The following is a 24,962-nucleotide window of genomic DNA, read 5'->3' on the forward strand; positions in this document are numbered from 1 at the left end:
TATTAACCAGCTGGCTTATACATGATGCATTACATGAAATTTTCGTCTGAACTCAAGTTAGATACCAGCGCACAGCGCGATTTTTGGCTAGGGGTTAAACAAAGTCACTTTAAGACACCAGACGGAATTAATATCGCCTATGCTCATATACAACACCCTGAAAACCAAAAAGCAATAGTCATTAGCAATGGTCGTGTAGAATCATATATTAAATATAAAGAGTTAATGTTTGATTTATATCAGCAGGGTTTTAGCATTTATGCATTAGATCATCGAGGGCAAGGGTTATCTGACAGGCTGACACATAACCCTCATATGGGGTATGTCGATAATTTTAGCGATTATACTCAAGACCTCAGCCAGTTTATTGATGAAATTGTCAGGCCTTTTAAGCATATAGAGCTATTTATGTTAGCTCATTCAATGGGAAGCACCATAGCAAGCCACTATATACGCTTGCACCCCTCAACATTTACAGCGGCCGTGTTTTCAGCACCGATGTTCGGCATTAATCTGCCTTTTTCTGAGTCGTTAGTACGTTGGTTAGCCACTAAATTTGATAACAGCCACATAGTTAATGGTAAGGTAAACAGCCGTTTTGTATTGGGCGGAGGTGCTTATCAAGCCGTTAATTTTAACCGAAATCAACTCACTCACAGCCCACAGCGCTACCAGCACTATCGAAATTTATTTAATTCCACACCAAAGGCTCAATTAGGGTCGCCGACCAATCATTGGTTACTTGAAGCCTTAGACGCTGCCATACAAAGCATAGATTATGCAAAAGACAGTCAAACTCCGATTTTGATTTTACAGGCAGAAAAAGACAGCATTGTTTGCAATGAAGCACAAAATCGCTCGCTCAGTAACAAATGCCATAAAGTCGTTATTGAAGGAGCATTCCATGAAGTGTTTATAGAGACGGATAAAATGCGCAATATCGCATTATCTTATTCAATGGACTTTATGGCGCAACACTCAAAGATAGCTGTGTTTTGATCAACTGTGTAATGTCATCTTGATCAAGAGGACGGCTAATAATATAACCTTGGAACCCTGTACATTTGGCGTGGGTTAATAAGTTAAGTTGTTTTTTATTTTCAATTTGCTTAGCGACAACGGGTAAATTCAACTTATTGGCGAACTCAACTACAGCGTTAACAATATTAAATGTTTCAGGGTTATATTCTATTTCTTCAAGATACACTGCTGCCAACTTAACCTGCGAAAATGAAATCCCTTGCAATTGATGCACACCACAAGAACCACCGCCAAAATCGTCCATAGCAATGTTAATACCATAATCTTGTAGTTCTATAATCTTATTTTTTGCAACATCAGCATTAACTTTGAAAATGTCTTCTGCTAATTCAAACTGCAGCAATTTAGGTGAGATATGAGCCGCTGATATTCTGCTCATCACCACATGAGCAAAATGATCCTGATGAAAATGCCTTGAAGAAATATTGAGTGACATCACAGGCACATTTGCATTGGTTTGCAACAAAGAGTTAATTAATAACAGTACTTGATCGAGCGCCCAAAGCTCAATTTCAAAAATATAGTCAGTCACTTCTGCAGCAGCAATGAATTTACGCGGACTAATATAACCAAATTGAGGATGATACCAGCGCATCAATACTTCGACACTATTTAATTGTCCTGCATGATCAACAACAGGCTGATAAACCAATGACATTTGTTTATTATGAATTGCAAGTTTAAGCTCACTTTGCAGCTTTATCGGCTGTACATGTTGTTGGTCTAGATCTGGTTGATATATAGCACAACCATTTGAGCGGCTGTCCTTCGCTTGCTCTAAAGCACTATCAGCTCGTGACAATAATACTTGTGGTTCTAGCGACTCAATACCATCAAAAACCACTAAACCAATTCTTGCTGTTATGGATAAATTTTGTTCGGAAATCGTAAACCCACGACCAATGAGCTGTCTAACCTCACTTGCGAGTGCTAATGCACGTTTATTTGCTTGATCAATATCATGACCAAAATTTTTAGCCAAAATAACAAACTCATCGGCCCCAAGACGTGCCACGGTTCCCGCATTTGAAAAGCTGCCTGATAATCGGGCTGCAATTTGCATCAACAAACGGTCACCTAACTGTCGACCCAGGGCGTCATTAATGAGCTTAAAGTTATCTAAATTAATCATTAGTAGTGCTGAGAACTGGCCGGATTTTCGACTGAGCACTTGTAAGTCATAAAGTTGATCAGCAAGCACCTCCCGATTGATTAAATCTGTTAAGCCATTATGGTTAGGTTTATCCACCGAAATACGCTGACTTTTCACGTCACCAGAAACATCGGTAATCGTGCCGATAATCCGTAACGGTCTGCCTAACTCATCCCACTCAACAATTTTACCTCGGTCGAGTACCCATATATAACGGCCATCTTTATGGCGTAAACGATGCACACTTTCATATTCATCATGTTGATTATTAATGTAATTCTGTAATGTATTTAATACCTGAGACTTATCGTCACGATGTAAACGAGATTCCCAAACAGAATAGTCATTATCAAGCTCATAATGTTGATAGCCTAAAATTTCTTTCCAACGATCAGAAACAAACACATCACCAGTGGCAATAGCCCAATCCCAAATACCGTTACGCGCGCCCTCTACAGCAAACAACCAGCGTTGCTCTGCATCATTAAGTCGCTTTTGACTGCGATAAAGACGACCTTTCACTAAATTTAAATAATCCCGTAGGGTTGTCATCTCACGCGTAACGCAAATAATATTCGTATTGAAATCGGGCTTATCAATGTTTTTAGCCGCTCGACTTAATTGGGTTAATGGTCGAATAAACGCATAATGTAAGAGAATACCAAACAAGGTTAATACGATTGCACCTAAACCCCATATTTCTATAAAGCGCTTAAACAAACTCTCTGAAGCTTCTGATAATAGATTGGCGATATCATACTCAAGGTAAATAAGTTCAACCGTATTAGAATAACTAAAACGTGAATTTGAATTGAGTGGATAATAAGCTTGAATCGATAAACGTTCAAAATTGACAGTAACATAAGGTTTATTACTACCGATGGAAGCACGATGCTTATCGGCTGAATAACCTTCAAGCACATTGACGGCATTACTACCACGCCAAATAATATGGTTCGCAAATTTGATATCGCTAGCTGAATCTAAAATAACATAAGCCATCATATTCTGATCAGTCGATACTAATGCTACCTCTTGCTCTATACGTTCAAAATCTTGAGTCATAACAGAAGACTCAATCACATGACTCATACGGAAAAGATCTTTTTGAATTTGCTCTGATTGTCTTAACGCTAGCTGATCTTTTAATTCTGCGTGCTCATAGAAATACTCCCCGCATACCAAACCGAGGTAAAGGATAAAAAAACATGCAGGAACAAGCACAGACAAGGACAGTTTCGGCAACCGAGGCAAAATAAACCCACCCAATAAATAAGATAAATATATGCTAGCGGTAATCTTAGCAATATGTAAAGGAATAGTTGTAGAACACAACCACATAAACAGGATAAAACTGTTTAATAATAAAGGCTTTTACACCAAATATTGTTGTGCAGATACCAACACAATTCAGCATCAATTAATCGCTCAAACTGAAGTGTATAGACCAGGTCATTAGAAGGTTAAATCTAGCAGATAAATATAGTTAAAATATAGCCATAATAATAAAACAACAGTTAAAGCCAATTAGAATTGAAAAGTTGATATTGAATGCAAACGTTTGCAGCAGTTTTATAGCGTCTTTAACAAAACGACTCTCACATGGGGAAAAGTGAATGCGTTTTGAATACAAAGTATTAAGCAAACACTTTTCGCGGAAAAGTGGTGACCGCCGGGATGGCGGAAATGCCGTTATTGCTGGATAAATATCGGCCTTTGTAGCGGGGAAATCCGCTTAGCGGCGGGCGACCGCCATGGATGGCGGAAGTGTCGATATTGGATGGAGCTTTTATCGACCGACATCGAGTTTAGTTCTTTCACGCGGCTTATATGGATATAGGAAGTGCCATAAATTGTCTGGAACAATTTAGGTTGTCGTATATTAGGCGTCTGTCATGGCCAGCTACGAGCAAGCTCTTCACGTTCGTTAATTTGCATAAAGCGCCGCTTTATAAACACAAAAAACTCACCCTACGACCCACAAGGATGTGGGAAGTGCCTTAAATTGTTGGGACAATTTTGGCCTATCACATGGTATGGCAGCATGCTACGCATGTACTCTCTATATCCCATGTTCGAGTGGTCATTTACAGGCAGATAAACGAAAAAATCCCCAACACGCTGTGCTGGGGATTTTTTCGTATATTAGGCGTCTGGAAATGACCTACTCTCACATGGGGAGACCCCACACTACCATCGGCGATACTGTGTTTCACTTCTGAGTTCGGAATGGGATCAGGTGGTACCACAGCTCTATGGTTTCCAGACAAAAAATTGTACGGAACAAATTTTTAACGCACTTTAGTGCGGCCCGTTAGGGTCAAATACACGGATGTATTTGATAAAATGCTCCTTTATTTAACGCACTAATTCTTCATTAGGCATTAAATAATAATTCGAAAAGCTGATTGTTTGAGTTTCTCTGCACTGCTTAAGTGCTTCATTCTAATACTAAGTATCAGTAAAACCCATCTGGGTTGTATGGTTAAGCCTCACGAGTCATTAGTACATGTTAGCTCAACGCCTCACAACGCTTACACACCATGCCTATCAACGTCCTAGTCTCGAACGGCTCTTTAGAGGTCTAAAAGACCTAGGGATGACTCATCTTAGGGCTCGCTTCCCGCTTAGATGCTTTCAGCGGTTATCGATTCCGAACGTAGCTACCGGGCAATGCTATTGGCATAACAACCCGAACACCAGCGGTTCGTCCACTCCGGTCCTCTCGTACTAGGAGCAGCTCCCTTCAATCATCCAACGCCCACGGCAGATAGGGACCGAACTGTCTCACGACGTTCTGAACCCAGCTCGCGTACCACTTTAAATGGCGAACAGCCATACCCTTGGGACCGACTTCAGCCCCAGGATGTGATGAGCCGACATCGAGGTGCCAAACACCGCCGTCGATATGAACTCTTGGGCGGTATCAGCCTGTTATCCCCGGAGTACCTTTTATCCGTTGAGCGATGGCCCTTCCATTCAGAACCACCGGATCACTATGACCTACTTTCGTACCTGCTCGACGTGTATGTCTCGCAGTTAAGCTGGCTTATGCCATTGCACTAACCGTACGATGTCCGACCGTACTTAGCCAACCTTCGTGCTCCTCCGTTACTCTTTGGGAGGAGACCGCCCCAGTCAAACTACCCACCAGGCACTGTCCTCAACCCCGATTAGGGGTCAGAGTTAGAACATCAAAACTACAAGGGTGGTATTTCAAGGACGACTCCACACAAACTAGCGTTCATGCTTCAAAGTCTCCCACCTATCCTACACATGTAGGTTCAATGTTCAGTGCCAAGCTATAGTAAAGGTTCACGGGGTCTTTCCGTCTAGCCGCGGGTATACGGCATCTTCACCGCAATTTCAACTTCACTGAGTCTCGGCTGGAGACAGCGTGGCCATCATTACGCCATTCGTGCAGGTCGGAACTTACCCGACAAGGAATTTCGCTACCTTAGGACCGTTATAGTTACGGCCGCCGTTTACCGGGGCTTCGATCATGAGCTTCTCTTGCGATAACCCAATCAATTAACCTTCCGGCACCGGGCAGGCGTCACACCGTATACGTCATCTTGCGATTTTGCACAGTGCTGTGTTTTTGATAAACAGTTGCAGCCACCTGGTATCTGCGACTCCCAGCAGCTTAGAGAGCAAGTCTCATCACCGCCAAGAGCGTACCTTCTCCCGAAGTTACGGTACCATTTTGCCTAGTTCCTTCAGCCGAGTTCTCTCAAGCGCCTTGGTATTCTCTACCCGACCACCTGTGTCGGTTTGGGGTACGATTCCTACTAACCTGAAGCTTAGAAGATTTTCCTGGAAGCATGGCATCAACTACTTCATCACCTTAGTGACTCGTCATCAGCTCTCGGCCTTAAGATTTCCCGGATTTGCCTAAGAAATCAGCCTACCACCTTAAACGCGGACTACCAACGCCGCGCTAGCCTAGCCTTCTCCGTCTCTCCATCGCAGTTAGCAGAAGTACAGAAATATTAATCTGTTTCCCATCGATTACGCCTTTCGGCCTCACCTTAGGGGTCGACTCACCCTGCCCCGATTAACGTTGGACAGGAACCCTTGGTCTTTCGGCGAGGGAGTTTTTCACTCCCTTTATCGTTACTCATGTCAGCATTCGCACTTCTGATACGTCCAGTGTGGGTTACCCCTTCACCTTCAACCGCTTACAGAACGCTCCTCTACCGCGCACACCTAATGGCATGCACCCGTAGCTTCGGTGGTATGTTTAGCCCCGTTACATCTTCCGCGCAGGCCGACTCGACTAGTGAGCTATTACGCTTTCTTTAAATGATGGCTGCTTCTAAGCCAACATCCTAGCTGTCTAAGCCTTCCCACATCGTTTCCCACTTAACATACACTTTGGGACCTTAGCTGACGGTCTGGGTTGTTTCCCTTTTGACGACGGACGTTAGCACCCGCCGTCTGTCTCCCGTATAGCACTCATTGGTATTCGGAGTTTGCAAAGGGTTGGTAAGTCGGGATGACCCCCTAGCCTTAACAGTGCTCTACCCCCAATGGTGTTCGTACGAGGCGCTACCTAAATAGCTTTCGAGGAGAACCAGATATCTCCCGGTTTGATTGGCCTTTCACCCCCAGCCACAAGTCATCCGCTCATTTTTCAACATAAGTCGGTTCGGTCCTCCAGTTGATGTTACTCAACCTTCAACCTGCCCATGGCTAGATCACCGGGTTTCGGGTCTACACCTTGCAACTAAACGCGCAGTTAACACTCGGTTTCCCTACGGCTCCGCTATTCGCTTAACCTCGCTACAAAATGTAAGTCGCTGACCCATTATACAAAAGGTACGCAGTCACGGTCTCAAGAACCGCTCCCACTGCTTGTACGTATACGGTTTCAGGTTCTATTTCACTCCCCTCACAGGGGTTCTTTTCGCCTTTCCCTCACGGTACTGGTTCACTATCGGTCAGTCAGGAGTATTTAGCCTTGGAGGATGGTCCCCCCATATTCAAACAGGATGTCACGTGTCCCGCCTTACTCGTTTTCATCAATGGTTAGTTTTCGTGTACGGGGCTATCACCCTGTGCCGCTGTGCTTTCCAACACATTCCACTAACACCCCACTGACTTAAGGGCTAATCCCCGTTCGCTCGCCGCTACTAGGGGAATCTCGGTTGATTTCTTTTCCTCCGGGTACTTAGATGTTTCAGTTCCCCGGGTTTGCCTCTGCACACTATGTATTCATGTGCAGATACTCACTTATGTGAGTGGGTTTCCCCATTCGGACATCGTTAGCTCAAATGCTTGTTACTAGCTCGCCAACGCTTTTCGCAAGTTACTACGTCCTTCATCGCCTCTGACTGCCAAGGCATCCACCGTATACGCTTAGTCACTTAACCATACAACCCAAATGGGTCTTTCTTACGCTTGTTACTCATCTTATTATGCGGCGTGTTCAGTTTCACTCTTCAATCATGTAGCGCTGCTACACTCATTCGTCGTTCAACTTCAAGCCTTGCCTAATAAGCGATTAACTGCGCTCACCCTTTGCCTAAACAAAAGATAAGAAAAACTTGAGTTGCATTGCAACTAGCTGGTTTTTACTTTGATAATTCATGCACTTTCGCACACGAAATCGCCTTAGTTTTTAGAATATTCAAGACACTTAAACAGTGTTTTGAGAACTCAATGTTCAATACTTTCGTATCGAACGATTTGTAATTAATCACATGACAGACTCATGCAATTAAATACTATCAGCTTTCCAAATTGTTAAAGAACAACACTTAACCGGCTTGCGGTGTGTTTTCGCTCTACTTCCGAAGAAGTTAACAAGCAATCTGTGTGAACACTCAAGCACATGGATGTGCTGTGTGCAATAAACGCACGGATGCAGTTTATTGCCTACCAAGTATTGAGTTAGTCGTATAGGTAAGGAGGTGATCCAGCCCCAGGTTCCCCTAGGGCTACCTTGTTACGACTTCACCCCAGTCATGAACCACAAAGTGGTGAGCGTTCTCCCGAAGGTTAAACTACCCACTTCTTTTGCAGCCCACTCCCATGGTGTGACGGGCGGTGTGTACAAGGCCCGGGAACGTATTCACCGTGACATTCTGATTCACGATTACTAGCGATTCCGACTTCATGGAGTCGAGTTGCAGACTCCAATCCGGACTACGACGAGCTTTGTGAGATTAGCTCCACCTCGCGGCTTTGCAACCCTCTGTACTCGCCATTGTAGCACGTGTGTAGCCCTACTCGTAAGGGCCATGATGACTTGACGTCGTCCCCACCTTCCTCCGGTTTATCACCGGCAGTCTCCCTAGAGTTCCCACCATTACGTGCTGGCAAATAAGGATAGGGGTTGCGCTCGTTGCGGGACTTAACCCAACATTTCACAACACGAGCTGACGACAGCCATGCAGCACCTGTCTCACAGTTCCCGAAGGCACAATCGCATCTCTGCAATCTTCTGTGGATGTCAAGAGTAGGTAAGGTTCTTCGCGTTGCATCGAATTAAACCACATGCTCCACCGCTTGTGCGGGCCCCCGTCAATTCATTTGAGTTTTAACCTTGCGGCCGTACTCCCCAGGCGGTCTACTTAATGCGTTAGCTTGAGAGCCCAGTGCTCAAGGCACCAAACTCCGAGTAGACATCGTTTACGGCGTGGACTACCAGGGTATCTAATCCTGTTTGCTCCCCACGCTTTCGTGCATGAGCGTCAGTCTTTGTCCAGGGGGCCGCCTTCGCCACCGGTATTCCTCCAGATCTCTACGCATTTCACCGCTACACCTGGAATTCTACCCCCCTCTACAAGACTCTAGTTCGCCAGTTCCAAATGCAATTCCCAGGTTGAGCCCGGGGATTTCACATCTGGCTTAACAAACCGCCTGCGCACGCTTTACGCCCAGTAATTCCGATTAACGCTCGGACCCTCCGTATTACCGCGGCTGCTGGCACGGAGTTAGCCGGTCCTTCTTCTGTAGGTAACGTCACAGGTATTACGTATTAAGTAATACCCTTTCCTCCCTACTGAAAGTGCTTTACAACCCGAAGGCCTTCTTCACACACGCGGCATGGCTGCATCAGGCTTTCGCCCATTGTGCAATATTCCCCACTGCTGCCTCCCGTAGGAGTCTGGGCCGTGTCTCAGTCCCAGTGTGGCTGATCATCCTCTCAGAACAGCTAGGGATCGTCGCCTTGGTGAGCCATTACCTCACCAACTAGCTAATCCCACCTAGGTTCATCCAATCGCGGAAGGCCCGAAGGTCCCCTCCTTYCCCCCGTAGGGCGTATGCGGTATTAGCAGTCGTTTCCAACTGTTATCCCCCTCGACTGGGCAGATCCCTAGGCATTACTCACCCGTCCGCCGCTCGCCACCTCAGGAGYAARCTCCCTTGTGCTGCCGCTCGACTTGCATGTGTTAGGCCTGCCGCCAGCGTTCAATCTGAGCCATGATCAAACTCTTCAATTAAAGTTTTGTTGTTCGACTACGTCGAACGGCTCAATGAATTCTACTGTCATAATTCGCTTCGCTCAAAGAGCTCACGAATTATTCACTACATTGCTGCAGTGTCATATAACTATGAACATTCTCATCATTGAGTTAAATTTTTTGATTGCCTACATTCCGAAGAACAAGAAGACAATTTCGAATAACTCAATACCTGTGAATGTCCACACAGATTTCTTGTTTAGATTGTTAAAGAGCGTTGATGCCGTGTTTCGTGCATCGCCTTGGACGCTAGGTCGTCGGCTTGGGCTGCGTATTTTACGCTTTCCCATCTTCGCGTCAAGTGTTTTTTCAAACTTTCTTTTCGCTGTTGAATCGAGTGTTTTGAAGCACTTAATTCAACTTAACCTGGTGACTGCTTTCGCTGTCTGCCGTGTCAGTGGATGCGCATTATAGGCACCATAAGATTTAGTGCAACCCCTTTTTTAAGGTTATTTGTTGTTTTCGACTTGTTTGCGGATAATTTAGCCTGACCAGCTAGTTTTTAAGCATTATACTGTCACAAACCATGAATATATAAGGATTGTTATGTCTACTAATGTAAGAACTTACCAAGGGATACACCCGAGTTTAGCTGATAACGTCTATGTTGATGAATCAGCTGTACTTGTCGGTGACATAAAATTGGATCATGACGCGAGCGTGTGGCCTTTGGTTGCGGCCCGTGGAGATGTTAATAAGATCCGTATTGGTAAGCGTAGTAATGTTCAAGATGGCAGTATATTACATGTCACCCGTAAATCATCTGCCAACCCAGATGGCCATCCTTTGATTATTGGCGACGATGTGACGATTGGCCATAAAGCTATGCTTCATGGTTGCCATATTGGGAACCGGGTCTTGATTGGCATGGGCGCTATCTTACTTGATGGTGCAATAGTAGAAGATGATGTCATTGTTGGCGCGGGTTCTTTGGTACCACCAAACAAAGTGTTGCAGAGTGGCTTTTTATATGTGGGCAGCCCTTGTAAACAAGCTAGGCCACTAACGGACGCTGAACGCGCTTTTTTACCTCAATCGGCTGATAATTATGTCCGCTTAAAAAATGAGTACTTGGTTGATTTACAGCAATCGAGTTAATTCGCTTTACAAAATGGGCTACAACACTAGTGAGTCCATTTTGTTTCTGTTATAAACATTGTTGTCGTCTATCATTAGTTTCTCTGTTTAGATCAATAATAATAGATGACAAGTTGGGCGTTTAACCCTTCCGCAATTTTTTATCGAGTTTAAAGTGAGTGCTAAATTTGCAGAAGTTGATATTTATGATGCTTAAGTCTTAATGTCATGTCAGCTTCGGTTAACAAGGATGATGTTGTGCAGATAAAAAACCAGCTAAATACCCAACAGCTTACTCAAACTGGTGTAAAGCAGCATATTTTGCAACTGATAACCCCTTTAGTACTGATCAGCATCATTTTATTTATTAGTTTCGATAATCGGCAAGCCTACCAATATTTGGGGTTATTTGGCGGTGGTTACGCGATTAGTTATGTCATTAGCCATTTTATACATAAACAAAATATACAGCGTCTGTGGCGACACATAGAGCAAATTTTACGTATCAATGAAACCACTTATGAGTTAGTTAAGGTATCCAGTCAATATGATTCTGAACAAGATTTTATCGACGCGTTATTGCTTAAAGCGGTTACAGCTGTTGATGATGCAGAAATGGGCAGCATTATCTTAATTGATAACAACACAGATAGATTACAATTTGGCTCGGTCGTCGGGCTTGATATAGATAAGCTTAGCCAGATTAATTTTACCTTAGAAGAAACCTTTCTTTATAGATTAACTAAAGGACGCTTAGATAGAACCGTTATCATCAATAACATGCGCAACATCAATTCACAAAGTACACTCACGGATGATGACCAATTTATTTTACTCAATGCCTCGTCTAAACCTATTTGTTCAACTTTATCTAGCCCCATTCGTATTGATGGAGAACTTTATGGAATGATGAACCTAGATAGCAGCATGATGGAAGCTTTTGGTGAATACGATATTAGCTTAGTTGACATCCTCACCTATGAGGCGGCTAATGCGATTTCACTTTATCAAAAGTCGAAAAAAATTGAGCTAATGGCTAACTATGATGGCTTAACAGGATTGTATAACCGTAAGAAGTTTGATGAGTCAGTTTTACAATGGCAGCACGATATATCGCAGGCAAGTTATATTGTCATCTTAGATATGGACAATTTAAAACCGTTAAATGATCTGTATGGGCACCAAGCAGGAGATGATGCTTTAAAAGCATTCGCCCAATCACTCAAATCCATTTGGCACCCTGCCTTTTTAGTTGCTCGATATGGAGGAGATGAGTTTATTGCTTTATGCCATGGCCCGCTTGAAATCTTAGAAACACAAATTACCCAAATCCAAAAAGAGTTAAGCCAATTAACTCCGGCCATTTACTTCAGTTACGGTATTGCGCAATACCAGCAAGATTGGAGCAAGTCTTTTAAGCAAGCAGATAACAATATGTACCAGCAAAAACGCTTAAAAAGTCAAGGCGCTTTAAGTTAACTGCAATTTAATATAATACCAAATCCATTAATTATGTGACCAATCAGAGTCACTCAGATTGGTCAGTTTGAGGCGCATTGCTGAAATAATGGTTATTCCCTTTTAATAAGGCAACTCAACAAAGAAATGAACGGCCTGAGAGTCTCCTGCAAGGCGGGTTTCTGTGCCGGCTATGCTGCTTAATAGCATTTTGAGGTACGACTGCACGGATGCAGGAGGTAGAGCAACGCAGGAGCAGTTGCCAAGAAAACACAGAACTCCCGCTGAATGACCAGATAATTAATGGAATTGGCATAACGACTATATATGGACTTAAAGCTTAATATCACCAATATCGGTAAATGCTTCTTGGTTTATCAATGCTTCAGCTTGATCTTCTAGGTCGAAACGACATTGCTCAAACATGCAAGCAGCATTGTGCTCGCTCACCGCTTGTGACTGACATAACGCTGAAATCGTCGAAAAGCTAACGAAACAGTTAATATTGACGCCTTGTCGTTGAGCAATAAACCTAACATTATCAGCCTCGACAAATAGCTGGTCACCAAAAATCACGTTTTGATTCATTGCTTTGCAACCTTTTTTGTCAATTGTTCACGCAATTTTCGCATCACAGGACCTTTATCTGGAGTAACACCACGCCATAAACTGAAGCTTGCCGCAGCTTGGCCCACTAACATGCCTAAACCATCTGCTGTTCTGCGCGCATGTAAAGACTGAGCCCACTGATTAAACACTGTGGTTTGCGGGCTGTAAGTCATGTCATAACAGTCGGTCGTTTCATCAACAATGATATTGGGCAATGAAATAAGCTGGCCAGATAAACCAGCAGATGTAGAGTTGATAACTAAATCAAACGGAGAAATCAGCTCATCGATCGGTTTGGCAAAAAAATTACCATATTCATTGAATAGCTTTTGTAGTTCTATTGCTTTTTCGTGGGTGCGATTACAAATAACCAATTGTGCTACATTGTGTTGCAGTATAGGTAAAATACAACCTCTCGCAGCACCTCCGGCCCCCACCAGCAACACTCGTTTACCTTTTAAAGGACCAAACAGCATTTCTAAATCGTTAACCAACCCCACACCGTCGGTATTGTCGCCGCCAATTCTACCATTGGGTAAGTTAAACAATGTATTGACGGCTCCAGCCAATTTAGCCATTTCGCTTAATTCATCGCACATGGCAAAGGCTTGCTCTTTAAAAGGTGCGGTGACATTGGCGCCTTTACCACCATTGGCAAAAAACTCAGTTAATGAAGTAGAGAATTGATCTACCGGTGCCAAAATTGCTTCATAGCTAATATCTTGCTGAGTTTGTTTAGCAAATTCGCTATGAATCAATGGTGACTTACTTTGGGCAATGGGATTACCAAATACAGCATACTTGTCGGTCATCAAAAACTCTCTTCATTGGTATTAAGTCAATCTAACGATACGCGGCTGGCATATCGGTTTTTTTCAAATAGCGGTCTCGTAATTCATCCTGGCGACTTTGCAAAGATTGTTCTTTACCCGCTATCCACATTCTTTCAATGTGGGTACTAAACTCAAATGGGTCGCCACTCCATAATACTAGATCAGCAGCTTTGCCCACAGCAATACGGCCACTGTCTAGATGAAAAATATCTGCGATGTTAGCCGTCAATGCTGCTAACGCATCGTTGTAATCCATGCCATTGGCAACTGCATTACCCGCACTATAACGCAATGCATAAACGCTATGGCTGTCACCTGGCAAGGCAATAGCTACTTTAACCCCTGCTTTTGCCAGCTTGCCGGCATTTTCAAGCGAATTATGTAACGAATCAAAACTCTCTGGAAGGTTACGCATTGCGTCAATAACAACCGGAATATTGGCTTGTGCTAATGGCTCTGAAACTAATACGGCATCTGCACCATTAACAATAACTAAGTCCAACTCAAAATCTTGTTTTAGCCTAATTAAATGGATAATGTCACTTGCACGGTCTACCTCTACAATCAACGGGATATCACCGGCTAATACTGCCGAAATGATGCTATTTTCTCGACTAGGCTCGTCACTATCTTCTTTATCAGACTTGTCGGACTTTTTGGCTTTAGAAAGCGCTTTTTGGGTATCTTCAAGTTGATGTATAAGTTGTTGCATCCCCATGGCGCGCGAACCTTCATCGGTTGCACCTAACTCAACATATAAGCCGGTTTTATTAGCAATAACACTATCAAATCCCCCGCTTAAATCGACGACAAATGTTTGACCCGCAAAAATGCTTTCTCCTCCACCTGAAGTCACAATATTACGAGTGATCCCGCCTTTGCGTGCAAACGGGATAGTGCTCGCTAGAGGATTAAACGCAAGGCTAGGGTCAAAGCTGATATCGGCTTCTTTATCTCTTGCATCGCGAGAGGTTGCTACCGCGCCAACTTCAACCAAGCCCATGTCATTCATTGCGGCAATAAAGCCTGGCGTTAACGTTGCCCCTTTGGCATCAATAACACTGTCGCTCTTAGGGTTGTCGGGATTAATGGCAGCAATAATACCGTTTTCGATCACCACGGTAGCATTGTTTAACACGCCCTGTTCGGTTGCGGTATGCACTGTGGCATTGATAATCGCTAGGCTTTCCGCTTGAGCCACATTCGCACCAAGTGCCAAGCTAATAAATAAGCTCAAAGCAAGCGCTGATTGAGTAAATAATGTCATTGTCTTGCTCCTTATTGTTGACCTAACATAAAGTCACTTTGCGCCTGGTAGGCTGGGTCTTGGCGGTCATACACTTTGGCGCCATCAATAAACACTTTTTCTGCTTGTGCATAAACGCTAAACGGATTGGTATTCCATATCACCACGTCTGCATTTTTACCGGTTTCAAGCGACCCCGTTTTATCACTTATTCCTAATGATTTAGCGGCATTTGAGGTAATCCAACCAATGACATGTTGCTCTGTTAACTCAAAACCATTGTCATTTGCAGCATGCATAATTTTGGCGGTTTCTTGATTTAAACGTTGAATGGTGACACCTGAGTCAGAATGCACAATGGCACATGACTTTTTAACCGCGTCAACCATGGCCACATTTTCTAGCACCATGTCGTAAGCTTCTAGCTTAAAGCCCCACCAATCCGGCCACATAGCTGCACAGTTGCCATTTTCAGCCAATAAATCTGCAATTTTGTAAGCTTCTACAGCGTGGTGAAATGTCCCTGCGTGATAACCAAACTCTTTGCCTAAGTCTATCATCATTGCCATTTCTTCGGCTTTATAGCAGTGGTTATGAATCAGAATATCACCTTCGAGCACACCTTTAAGGGTGTCTTTCATTAAGTCGCGCTCCGGCGCAACAGGATTTTTACCTGCGGCGTAGTCTGCTTCGTATTTATCCCACGCACGCTTGTATTCAGTGGCCTGGATAAATGCGGTACGGTAGCCAGCCATGTTACCCATACGAGTCATGGGTAATTCTTTACGGCTGCCATAAAGATTTTTAGGGTTTTCACCGCAGGCCATCTTTAATCCGTAAGGCGCTTCGGGGAATTTCATCGCTTGCATTGTTGCCGCTGGGACATTTTTTAATGTTACCCCACGGCCACCAATTAAATTGGCTGAGCCTGGCAAAATTTGTAACGTCGTAATACCACCTTCACGTGCACGATTAAAGCCAGGATCTTGCGGCCATACGCTGTGTTCAGCCCAAACCTCAGCGGTCACGGGATTAGTCATTTCATTACCGTCATTATGAGATTCCGCATTAGGACTTGGGTATACACCTAAATGTGAATGCACATCGATAATACCTGGAGTAATCCACTTTCCTGTAGCATCAACAACCACCGCACCGTCAGCAACGAGTTGCTGGCCTATAGCACTTATCTTGCCGTCTTTAATTAATACATCAGTATCGTCAAGACGCTCACCGGTACCAGTTAATACAATGGCATTTCTAAGTAATGTCGTTGAATTAGGTAATACCTGATAGGTGCTAGGGTATGGATTAGCATTGATGGTCACGTGTGGCTCTTGTTGTTCTGCAGGATTACAACCTACAATTGCAGCAGATAACACCACCGCAACCAGAGCTGACATTTGTTTGGCCATTGGGATCTCCTTTCTTATTTTGCGACCAATCTAACCAAGTTACCTGTTGAAATACAGCGTAATCGTTAAATAATTAGTATCAAAACGTTAATACAAAAATCATTCTATACGGCGATGATTTAGATACATACCTATCAACTTAAAGATGCATGTTTCAAAACTTCACCGTGCTTTCAATACTAGGCACGTGAATGCGGTAATGTAGTTACCTTATAAATTAACGCAACAACGTTCTTGATTTTAATATCAGAGAAACACGGTAAAAGCCCAAAGGGCAAGTTTTACACGCGTTTATACTGCGGCTTTTGTGGATTTAGCTGATTTTGGAAAGGGAATAACCATTACCCGTAATCAATGCCTTAACTAAACACGTGTAAATTCTTGCTGAAATCAAGCATATTCAGGTTGGTTGGGTATAATGGCTGTAACATTCTTAACCATACAAAACGATGAACTGGTTACGTAAAATATTCGCTAAACCACAAGTTAACGATGACAGAGATACCACGCAATCTAACGCCTACGATATTATTGGTGGCGATACAGTCATCCGCGCAATAGCCCATGATTTTTATCAGCAAATGCAAACTCGGCCTGAAACGCAAAACCTGTTAGCGATTCATCACTCTCCGATTACAGAATCTGAACAAAAGTTATATGAGTTTTTAAGTGGTTGGCTTGGTGGACCGCAGTTATACCAACAGAAACATGGTCATCCTGCGCTTAGAGCTAGGCATATGCCTTTTGCGATTAACGAATCAATGCGTGATCAATGGTTAATTTGCATGCGAGCGGCCATTGAAAACAATATAAAAAAACCTGAACATCAACAAGTGATTATTCAGGCTATTTCGACCTTAGCTGACAATATGCGCAACCGCTAACGACCAGCGCAATATAGTCGAGCAATGCTTAAGCTTGCGCCAACCAGTCTTGAGGCTTTAAGTAAACGTCGTATAGTTCTGCTTCTGCTGAGCCTTCTTCTGGCGTAAAGGCATACTCCCAACGCACTAATGGCGGCATCGACATGAGAATTGATTCTGTGCGGCCACCGGTTTGTAAGCCAAATAAAGTGCCACGATCATAAACCAAGTTAAACTCCACATAACGACCACGGCGGTACAATTGGAATTGGCGCTCATCGTCGTTATATTCTAATTCTTTATTACGCTCAACAATTGGTGCATAAGCTTCAATAAAGCCATTACCCACAGCTTGCATAAACGCAAAGCTACGCTCAAAACCTGGCTGATTTAAATCATCAAAAAATAACCCACCAACACCACGTGTTTCATTACGGTGCGGCAAAAAGAAGTATTCATCACACCATTTTTTGTATTTAGGATAAACATCCTCACCAAATGGATCACAGATATCTTTTGCCGTTTGATGCCAGCTAACCACATCTTCTTTAAATGGATAATAAGGTGTTAAGTCAAACCCACCACCGAACCACCACACAGGGTCTGCACCTTCTTTACGGGCAATAAAAAAGCGCACATTGGCATGAGTTGTTGGAATAAAAGGGTTATTAGGATGGATTACTAACGACACCCCCATGGCCTCAAAACTACGGCCAGCCAACTCTGGACGGTGTGCGGTAGCCGATGCAGGCATTGCAGCCCCCATCACATGAGAAAAGTTAACCCCGGCTTGTTCAAAGACTTTACCTTGAGTCATCACACGGCTCGTACCACCACCCCCTTCTTCACGCTCCCATGAGTCAGCTTTGAAGCTCGCTTTACCATCGAGTTGTTCTAAACGTTGACAAATATTTTGCTGCAAGCCCAACAAAAACGACTTAACTTGTTGTGCATCCGGCACCTGAGATTGAATATTGGACATATTATTAACTTCCATTTCGAAGAATTTGACCGCTGCGTGCATCAATAATCGTTGATGGCTGACGCTGCTCACCAAGTTGACCTAAAATTAATGCATCAATTTTATCGCTAAAATCGGTGATGATATATTGTGCATCGACCACAGGGGGCTCACCCGCTAAATTGGCACTAGTCGATACTAATGGTTTATTAAGGGTATCGCATAATTCGCGTACTACCGGATGGGCAGACACTCTTACCGCGATAGAATCGAACTGACCACAGAGTAATTGAGATACATGCGGTTTAATTGGCATCACAAACGTAAACGGCCCAGGCCATTTAGATTGCGCAAACTGCAACTGCGACTCTGTAAGATGACTAATATCAATGTAAGGTAATAGTTGTTCAAATGAACTGGCAACCAAGATTAACCCTTTTTGCCAAGGGCGTTGCTTTACTGCCAACAACTTCTCAATTGCGCTGTCATTGTCAGGATCACAACCTAAGCCAAATACAGCTTCTGTTGGATAAGCGATTACGCCACCTTGCTCAATAAGGGTAGCGACAGCCGATGGCTGCAGTTGCAACATTGGATTTCCTTTCATTAGATTATTGGATAATGACAACGAACTATAAAGCTCGCTTATATTTACAGGATTTTTGCGGACACTCAAGACGGCTACCTGCTGCGCCTTTTCGTTCAACTAAAATCCCAAAGCCACATTCAGGACACGACTCATTATAAGGAGGATAGTTTACGATAAACTTGCATTTAGGGTAGGCACTACAAGCAAAAAAAGTTTTTCCATAACGACTCGTTCGAGATTCTAAATGACCTTTACTGCATAGAGGACAAGTAATAGGCTCAACGTCACTGCTGTGATCATGCTTTTCAATATGAGTACACTCAGGATAATTGGTACAGCCAATAAAGATACCAAACCGTCCAGACTTTACCGCTAATTCATGACCACATTGTGGGCAGTGAGAACCACTAATCACTTGTGTTTCAATTGATTCATGCTGCACTAAAGGCCGTGTATAGTCGCAAGTTGGATAATTATTACAGCCGACAAAACTGCCATGTTTACTGTGCTTAACCGACAGCTCAGAACCACAAACAGGACAAAGTTCAAACTCTTTCTCCAATGCATGCTCGTGGACAGTAAACAGCTGTTGATCAATTTTCGACATGGTGCTCTCTATGAGTAATTTTCTATAGACCTAAAAAAGGAGGCTAAGCCCCCTTTCTGTTATGAGTGCAAGCGCCCTTCTGGTTGCTCGAAGATTAAATCTTCCATTTGCTCGTAGGCTGACTCATTTCCTGGCACATTGAATAGTACCATTAATACTACCCACTTGAGATCTTCTAACACCAACGTTGGCTCATCTAACTCCATTACCCGGTCAATCACCATTTCACGGGTTTCAACACTGAGCACTTGAATTTGCTCTAAGAACAATAAAAATCCACGACACTCAACATCTAACTTTGCCATCTCCGCTTTGGTGTAAATACGGAATGAATGTTGCGCATGATTGCACAAATACGGTTTATCGCTTTCCTGCAAATCAGCTAAGTGCTCTAACCAAGAAAGCGCTTTTATAATATCGACTTGATGAAAACCCGCTCGAGTTAACTCTTTGGTGAGCTCATCTTCATCCACTAATAGTTCAATTTCACTATGAACATAATTTTCAAATAAATACATGAGGATATCAAACATGGCTAACTCCTCTTTAGTCTGACGTAACCACCGGGCACAGCTGCAACCCACCCTTGTAATTCAAGTTCAAGCATTTGTACTAACACCAGATCTATTGGCTTCCCACTATCCTCAACCACGGCATCAATTGCAGTGGTTTCATATCCTACACTAGCTAACAGCGAAGGAAATGGCAAATCACAAATGTCATTATCCTGTATATGGTGCCGCTGATGCAATTGTTCAAGGTGATAATCCGATAAACTGCCCAACTCTTCAATGATATCGGCAGCAGACTCTATAAGTTTTGCGCCATTTTTAATTAAATCATGGCATCCCTGACTGTAACCACCGAGTACCGAGCCCGGAACAGCAAACACTTCACGGTTTTGCTCCATTGCTAGCCGGGCACTAATTAGCGAGCCGCTTTTACGACTCGCCTCAACCACAACAGTACCTAAACTCAAACCACTTACAATACGATTACGTTTAGGAAAGTTACCCGCAAACGGGCCTATTTCAGGCCAATACTCACTGATTACACAGCCAGAATGAATAATGTCGTGATACAACTGTTGATGCCGTTTAGGGTATATACGTTCAACACCGGTGCCTAATACAGCCATAGTTGAACCTTTAGCTGCCAATGTCGCTTTATGGGCAGCCCCATCAATCCCAGTTGCCATGCCACTGGTAACTGCAAATCCTTGACTTGCCAAATTATAAGCAAGCTCAGCAGCCATATCTAACCCACCACGTGATGCATTTCGGCTCCCCACAATGGCAATGCTAGGCATCACCAAAGGCGTAATGAGACCTTTAACAAATAACACTAAAGGAGCATCACTAATTTGTTGTAGTAAAGGAGGATAGAGTGGATCGGAAGGGGTTAAAATATAATGGTGAGGTTGCGACTCTTGCCATGCCAATGCCAAATCAACTTTATCAAAATCGATTTGGCATTTTGCTAACAGGCTTGCCGATAACGGCAAGCCTTGAGGTTCAAATTCTAGACGTTGACGAAGTTCTTCAATGTCCATTTGAGTTAATAATTGTTGAATCCGAGCAGGCCCTAACCCAGATACTGCACAAACAACTAGCCAGTCGACCAGTTTATCTGAAATTAATCACCCTTTAAGGTCAACGGCTCAGGCTTAGCGAGTTTGTCGCCAGTGCGAACAGGGATTTCGTTAAACATAATCAAACCTAAACTTGTTTTATCAAAGACTTTAAACACTAATAAGTTACCATGAAAAATATCAGGCATCTTATGTGAGGTCTCTTCAGCAAAGTGCGCTAATACTTTGTCATATGATGAGCGATCCAACGCGCGTACAGGCAAACCTTCATTATCATAGGTAATGATTTCGCCATCACGAAACATCGAAAATACATGACCCGTTTCAACACCATCTTCACTACCGCGATCAATGTATACAACATCAAGTTTACCTGCCTCACGGATTTTTCCGTTAATGGCTAAAATTGATGTAGGAACCGTAAGTTCCGCCGCTTTTGGGATAAAATAAGCAGACATTAAGGCTTCATCCTCAACCGGAGCAACTTTAAAGCCTCCTTTGGTTTCACGTAAGCTACTTAGTAACTCTACTTTTGATATTGGCCCAGACTCAATCACCCGGCCGCTAGAGGCTAAAATCATCTCCTGGCCTAACATGCCTTCTCTGTCTGAAGCAAAAAACTCACGCCCGGTTTCATACATGGCCACTTTTAAGCCAACCTCAAGCGGAGCGTTAACATAAATAATGTCACTCACCACATGGTGCAGCGATGGACTTTCGCCACTCATCACCATTGGCAAACTGGCAAACCAGGCCGGGTCGACGACTCGGTTTTGAGTTAAATAAGGTTGAATAAGTGCTAAATCCACTGCTGGAATAGGACCATTTTTTGAGGCCACTCTTCCTTCAGGGCTTTTCTTTATATGCTGTTTTACCACTAAGCGCGGTTGCCCATCGATAAACACCAAGGTCAGCCTATCGCCAGGATAAATAAGATGAGGGTTAGCTATTTGTGGGTTAACACCCCACAACTTAGGCCAACGCCATGGATCATTTAAAAAATATCCAGAGATATCCCACAACGTATCGCCTTTTTTAACGACATACGTATCAGGATGCCCAGCTTTCAAAGTTAATGTATCAGCACTAACTCCAAAAATATTTAATGATAAAAAAGCAAGTAAAAGTAAGCGTTTCATGGTGTGGTCCATGTTGTTTAGCTCTTTATTAGAGCTTTTTACTGTTATTGATAGGCGGTAAGGATTAAAATTACCCTATTCGCAACAGCCAGTATAGCTAACTGGCTGAAATTTGACAGACTTGTTAAGAGTTTATATATGCCATTATTAAATGTTTTACGATTTCCAGATGAGCGTTTACGCACCATTGCTGAACCTGTAACTGATTTTGGGCCAGAATTACAAACCCAAATAGATAACATGCTAGAAACAATGTACGAAGAAAAAGGCATTGGTCTTGCTGCAACCCAAGTCGATTTCCATAAACAGCTTATCGTCATGGACCTACAAGATGACGTTGAACGTCCAACGATCTTTATTAATCCACAAATTGTAAAAAGCAGCGGTGACTTTGCTAACGAAGAAGGCTGTTTATCTGTCCCCGGTATTTATGCCAAAGTAGACCGTGCTGAATTTGTTACATTAAAAGCACTTGATCGTCACGGTGAAGAATTTACCGTTGAAGCCGACGAATTGTTTGCAATTTGTATCCAACATGAAATGGATCACTTAAAAGGTAAGCTATTTGTGGATTACTTGTCACCACTTAAACGTCAGCGTATAAAAACAAAGCTTGAAAAAGAAGCACGTCTAGCCGCCAAGTAACCAGTAGGAACAAATTTGAAACCGTTAAAAATTATCTTTGCCGGTACTCCGGATTTTGCCGCCAGACACTTGCAGGCGCTAATAAACTCTGAACATGATGTGATTGCCGTTTACACCCAACCGGATAGACCGGCTGGCCGAGGGAAAAAACTGACCGCCAGCCCAGTTAAAGCATTAGCGCAACAGCATAACATCAACGTCTTTCAGCCGGCATCATTACGCAACGAAGACGCCCAAGCAGAATTAGCCAACCTCAATGCCGACATTATGGTAGTGGTCGCTTACGGGCTGATTTTACCAAAGATAGTACTTGATACACCAAGATTAGGCTGTATTAACGTTCACGGTTCTATATTACCTCGCTGGCGTGGCGCTGCACCTATCCAGCGCGCCTTATGGGCGGGAGACACAGAAACAGGCGTCACCATAATGCAAATGGATGTCGGCCTTGATACAGGCGATATGCTGCTAAAAACACACTTACCTATAGAAGCAAGCGACACGTCAGCAAGCCTATATGAAAAACTTGCAGAGCAAGGTCCTCAAGCCTTAGTTGAAGCTCTTACAGGCTTAAGTGATGGTAGCCTTAAAGCACAGAAACAAGATGAAGCCTTAGCAAACTACGCAGAAAAGCTCTCCAAAGAAGAAGCCCGTATTGATTGGCACAAAAGTGCTAAACAATTGTGGCAAGAGATCCGCGCCTTTAACCCTTGGCCTGTTAGCTACTTTGAACATCAACAAAGCGTCATTAAAATATGGCAAGCTACCTACAATGCCCAAACATGCTCGCAAGCCCCGGGCACAGTGATTTCAGCCACTAAACAAGGTATTGAAGTTGCAACGGCTGACGGTTCATTAATCATTGAAACCATGCAACTACCTAACAAAAAGCCATTAAATGTGGCTGATATCTTAAATGCTCGTAGTGATTGGTTTACTGCTGGTGTGTGTTTAAACCAAGAGGCTAACTAGCATGAATGTGCGTGCACTTGCAGCTAAAGCGATTTATGAAGTACTTGAAAAAGGCATCTCGTTATCGGTTGCGCTACCCGATCAACAGCAACACTTACAAAACGGTAAAGACAAAGCCTTGTTAGCAGAACTCTGCTATGGAGTCATGCGACAATTACCACAATTAGACAAATGTGTAAGTGATTGCCTTGCAAAACCATTTAAAGGCAAACAACGCATTTTACATCAGTTATTGATAGTGGGTTGTTATCAGCTTTACTTCACCCGCATTCCTGCACATGCCGCCATTTCAGAAACAGCAGAAGCCTGTCGGCAACTGCGATTTGACGGGCTCGTAAAGGTAATAAATGGCGTGTTACGCAATATTCAACGCCAAGAATCCGCGCTTAACACGGATTCAGACACCTTACGTTTTAACACTCCTGCCTGGTTTATTAAACGCTTACAACAAGCCTATCCAGACAACTGGCAAGCCATCATTGAACAAAGCCACCAGCGCCCACCAATGTGGCTACGCAACAATCGTTTATCGCAATCGCGTGAAGAATATTTAAGCGCATTAACAGCGCAAGACATTGGTGCCGAAGCGGGTCCTAGTCCAGATTCTATATTGCTCGACAGCCCTAAAGATGTCGCCAACTTGCCGGAGTTTATGCAAGGTGCGGCGTCGGTACAAGATGGCGCTGCACAATGGGCTGCCACTTTACTGGCTCCAGCAGCAAATGAGCTAGTGTTAGATGCTTGCGCCGCACCGGGTGGTAAAAGTTGTCATTTAATCGAACTCGCCCCAAGTATTAATCTTGTTGCGGTCGATTTTGATGAAAAACGACTTGCACGAGTACAACAAAATCTAGACAGACTGCATTTAAAAGCGCAAGTTATTCACGGCGACGCTGCCAATATTGACTCATGGTGGCAAGGGCAACAATTTGACCGCATTTTACTGGATGCGCCATGCTCAGCAACCGGAGTGATTCGTCGTCACCCAGATATCAAATGGCTACGTAAAAACAACGACATTGAAGAGTTAGCCAATTTACAACGACAAATTTTTGATCACTGCTGGCAATGGCTAAAACCAGGTGGCACATTATTGTATGCAACCTGCTCTATTTTGCCGCAAGAAAATAGCCAACAAGTTGAGCAATTTTTAGCCCGCACAGCAGACGCTAAGTTAGTGCCAATCGCACAACAGTCAAATCCCGAAGACATTGGTTGGCAGATTTTACCCGGCCAGGACAATATGGATGGTTTTTATTACGCGCGTCTAGTTAAAGCAATTTAAGGATGT

At 43.5% G+C, this 24,962-nt stretch carries 18 protein-coding genes and 3 rRNA genes; 7 read left to right on the forward strand and 14 right to left on the reverse strand.

What is annotated here, in order from left to right:
• Positions 1-24 precede the first annotated feature (24 nt).
• Positions 25-999: an alpha/beta fold hydrolase gene (locus PQR79_RS15960; protein ID WP_238107363.1), complete on the forward strand. Its 975-nt coding sequence runs from the start codon at positions 25-27 to the stop codon at positions 997-999.
• Here PQR79_RS15960 and PQR79_RS15965 read toward each other — a convergent pair.
• From PQR79_RS15965 to PQR79_RS15980, 4 genes are all read right to left on the reverse strand, one after another.
• Positions 965-3,286 carry a putative bifunctional diguanylate cyclase/phosphodiesterase gene (locus PQR79_RS15965; protein WP_274408569.1) on the reverse strand — a complete coding sequence of 774 codons (2,322 nt, stop codon included), beginning with the start codon at positions 3,284-3,286 and terminating at the stop codon, positions 965-967. The genes PQR79_RS15960 and PQR79_RS15965 overlap by 35 nt on opposite strands.
• 1,059 nt (positions 3,287-4,345) lie before the next feature.
• Positions 4,346-4,461 (reverse strand): 5S ribosomal RNA (gene rrf / locus PQR79_RS15970).
• A gap of 214 nt (positions 4,462-4,675) precedes the next feature.
• Positions 4,676-7,569: ribosomal RNA gene (locus PQR79_RS15975) — 23S ribosomal RNA — on the reverse strand.
• A gap of 533 nt (positions 7,570-8,102) precedes the next feature.
• A 16S ribosomal RNA gene (locus tag PQR79_RS15980) occupies positions 8,103-9,645 on the reverse strand.
• Together the 16S, 23S and 5S rRNA genes form the textbook arrangement of a ribosomal RNA operon.
• A gap of 567 nt (positions 9,646-10,212) precedes the next feature.
• Here PQR79_RS15980 and PQR79_RS15985 point away from each other — a divergent pair.
• Positions 10,213-10,764 carry a gamma carbonic anhydrase family protein gene (locus tag PQR79_RS15985; RefSeq protein ID WP_238107434.1) on the forward strand — a complete coding sequence of 184 codons (552 nt, stop codon included), beginning with the start codon at positions 10,213-10,215 and terminating at the stop codon, positions 10,762-10,764.
• Between the two features lie 237 nt (positions 10,765-11,001).
• The gene (locus tag PQR79_RS15990) at positions 11,002-12,222 is read left to right on the forward strand and encodes a sensor domain-containing diguanylate cyclase (RefSeq protein WP_238107433.1); all 1,221 of its coding nucleotides are present in this window, start codon (positions 11,002-11,004) and stop codon (positions 12,220-12,222) included.
• Between the two features lie 312 nt (positions 12,223-12,534).
• On the opposite strand, the gene PQR79_RS15995 is transcribed toward PQR79_RS15990, so the two are convergent.
• Genes PQR79_RS15995 through PQR79_RS16010 form a run of 4 tightly spaced genes read right to left on the reverse strand, consistent with a single transcriptional unit; the run spans position 12,535 to position 16,304 of the window.
• Positions 12,535-12,789 carry a DUF1488 family protein gene (locus PQR79_RS15995; protein ID WP_238107432.1) on the reverse strand — a complete coding sequence of 85 codons (255 nt, stop codon included), beginning with the start codon at positions 12,787-12,789 and terminating at the stop codon, positions 12,535-12,537.
• The gene (gene aroE, locus PQR79_RS16000) at positions 12,786-13,622 is read right to left on the reverse strand and encodes a shikimate dehydrogenase (RefSeq protein WP_238107431.1); all 837 of its coding nucleotides are present in this window, start codon (positions 13,620-13,622) and stop codon (positions 12,786-12,788) included. The genes PQR79_RS15995 and aroE overlap by 4 nt, the downstream gene beginning before the upstream one ends.
• A 31-nt stretch (positions 13,623-13,653) precedes the next feature.
• Positions 13,654-14,910: an amidohydrolase family protein gene (locus tag PQR79_RS16005; protein WP_238107430.1), complete on the reverse strand. Its 1,257-nt coding sequence runs from the start codon at positions 14,908-14,910 to the stop codon at positions 13,654-13,656.
• 11 nt (positions 14,911-14,921) lie between these two features.
• Positions 14,922-16,304, reverse strand: a complete 1,383-nt coding sequence (locus PQR79_RS16010) for an amidohydrolase (protein ID WP_238107429.1) — start codon at positions 16,302-16,304, stop codon at positions 14,922-14,924.
• A 449-nt stretch (positions 16,305-16,753) separates the two neighbouring features.
• Between PQR79_RS16010 and PQR79_RS16015 the strand changes: the two genes are divergently transcribed.
• Positions 16,754-17,188, forward strand: a complete 435-nt coding sequence (locus PQR79_RS16015) for a group II truncated hemoglobin (RefSeq protein ID WP_238107428.1) — start codon at positions 16,754-16,756, stop codon at positions 17,186-17,188.
• A gap of 28 nt (positions 17,189-17,216) precedes the next feature.
• Here PQR79_RS16015 and hemF read toward each other — a convergent pair whose 3' ends face one another.
• From hemF to PQR79_RS16045, 6 genes are all read right to left on the reverse strand, one after another.
• Positions 17,217-18,149 (reverse strand): oxygen-dependent coproporphyrinogen oxidase, encoded by a 933-nt coding sequence (hemF, locus tag PQR79_RS16020; protein WP_238107436.1) that lies wholly within the window; start codon positions 18,147-18,149, stop codon positions 17,217-17,219.
• A 4-nt stretch (positions 18,150-18,153) separates the two neighbouring features.
• Complete coding sequence (gene tsaC, locus PQR79_RS16025; protein ID WP_238107427.1) at positions 18,154-18,720, reverse strand: L-threonylcarbamoyladenylate synthase type 1 TsaC; 567 nt, start codon at positions 18,718-18,720, stop codon at positions 18,154-18,156.
• Between the two features lie 40 nt (positions 18,721-18,760).
• The gene (locus tag PQR79_RS16030; RefSeq protein ID WP_238107426.1) at positions 18,761-19,324 is read right to left on the reverse strand and encodes a DNA topoisomerase family protein; all 564 of its coding nucleotides are present in this window, start codon (positions 19,322-19,324) and stop codon (positions 18,761-18,763) included.
• 59 nt (positions 19,325-19,383) lie between these two features.
• Complete coding sequence (locus PQR79_RS16035) at positions 19,384-19,857, reverse strand: DUF494 family protein (RefSeq protein ID WP_101033474.1); 474 nt, start codon at positions 19,855-19,857, stop codon at positions 19,384-19,386.
• 2 nt (positions 19,858-19,859) lie between these two features.
• Positions 19,860-20,876: a DNA-processing protein DprA gene (dprA, locus tag PQR79_RS16040; protein ID WP_238107425.1), complete on the reverse strand. Its 1,017-nt coding sequence runs from the start codon at positions 20,874-20,876 to the stop codon at positions 19,860-19,862.
• An 83-nt stretch (positions 20,877-20,959) separates the two neighbouring features.
• Positions 20,960-22,066: a LysM peptidoglycan-binding domain-containing protein gene (locus tag PQR79_RS16045; RefSeq protein ID WP_238107424.1), complete on the reverse strand. Its 1,107-nt coding sequence runs from the start codon at positions 22,064-22,066 to the stop codon at positions 20,960-20,962.
• Between the two features lie 126 nt (positions 22,067-22,192).
• On the opposite strand from PQR79_RS16045, the gene def reads away from it, so the two are divergent.
• Genes def through rsmB form a run of 3 tightly spaced genes read left to right on the forward strand, consistent with a single transcriptional unit; the run spans position 22,193 to position 24,956 of the window.
• Positions 22,193-22,699: a peptide deformylase gene (def, locus tag PQR79_RS16050; protein WP_238107423.1), complete on the forward strand. Its 507-nt coding sequence runs from the start codon at positions 22,193-22,195 to the stop codon at positions 22,697-22,699.
• A gap of 15 nt (positions 22,700-22,714) precedes the next feature.
• Positions 22,715-23,671 carry a methionyl-tRNA formyltransferase gene (gene fmt / locus PQR79_RS16055; protein WP_238107422.1) on the forward strand — a complete coding sequence of 319 codons (957 nt, stop codon included), beginning with the start codon at positions 22,715-22,717 and terminating at the stop codon, positions 23,669-23,671.
• A 1-nt stretch (position 23,672) separates the two neighbouring features.
• Complete coding sequence (rsmB, locus tag PQR79_RS16060; RefSeq protein ID WP_238107421.1) at positions 23,673-24,956, forward strand: 16S rRNA (cytosine(967)-C(5))-methyltransferase RsmB; 1,284 nt, start codon at positions 23,673-23,675, stop codon at positions 24,954-24,956.
• Positions 24,957-24,962: the final 6 nt, after the last annotated feature.

Origin of the sequence: Shewanella metallivivens, from assembly GCF_028750675.1 — a bacterium.
In the GTDB taxonomy this organism is placed as follows: Bacteria; Pseudomonadota; Gammaproteobacteria; order Enterobacterales; family Shewanellaceae; genus Shewanella; species Shewanella metallivivens.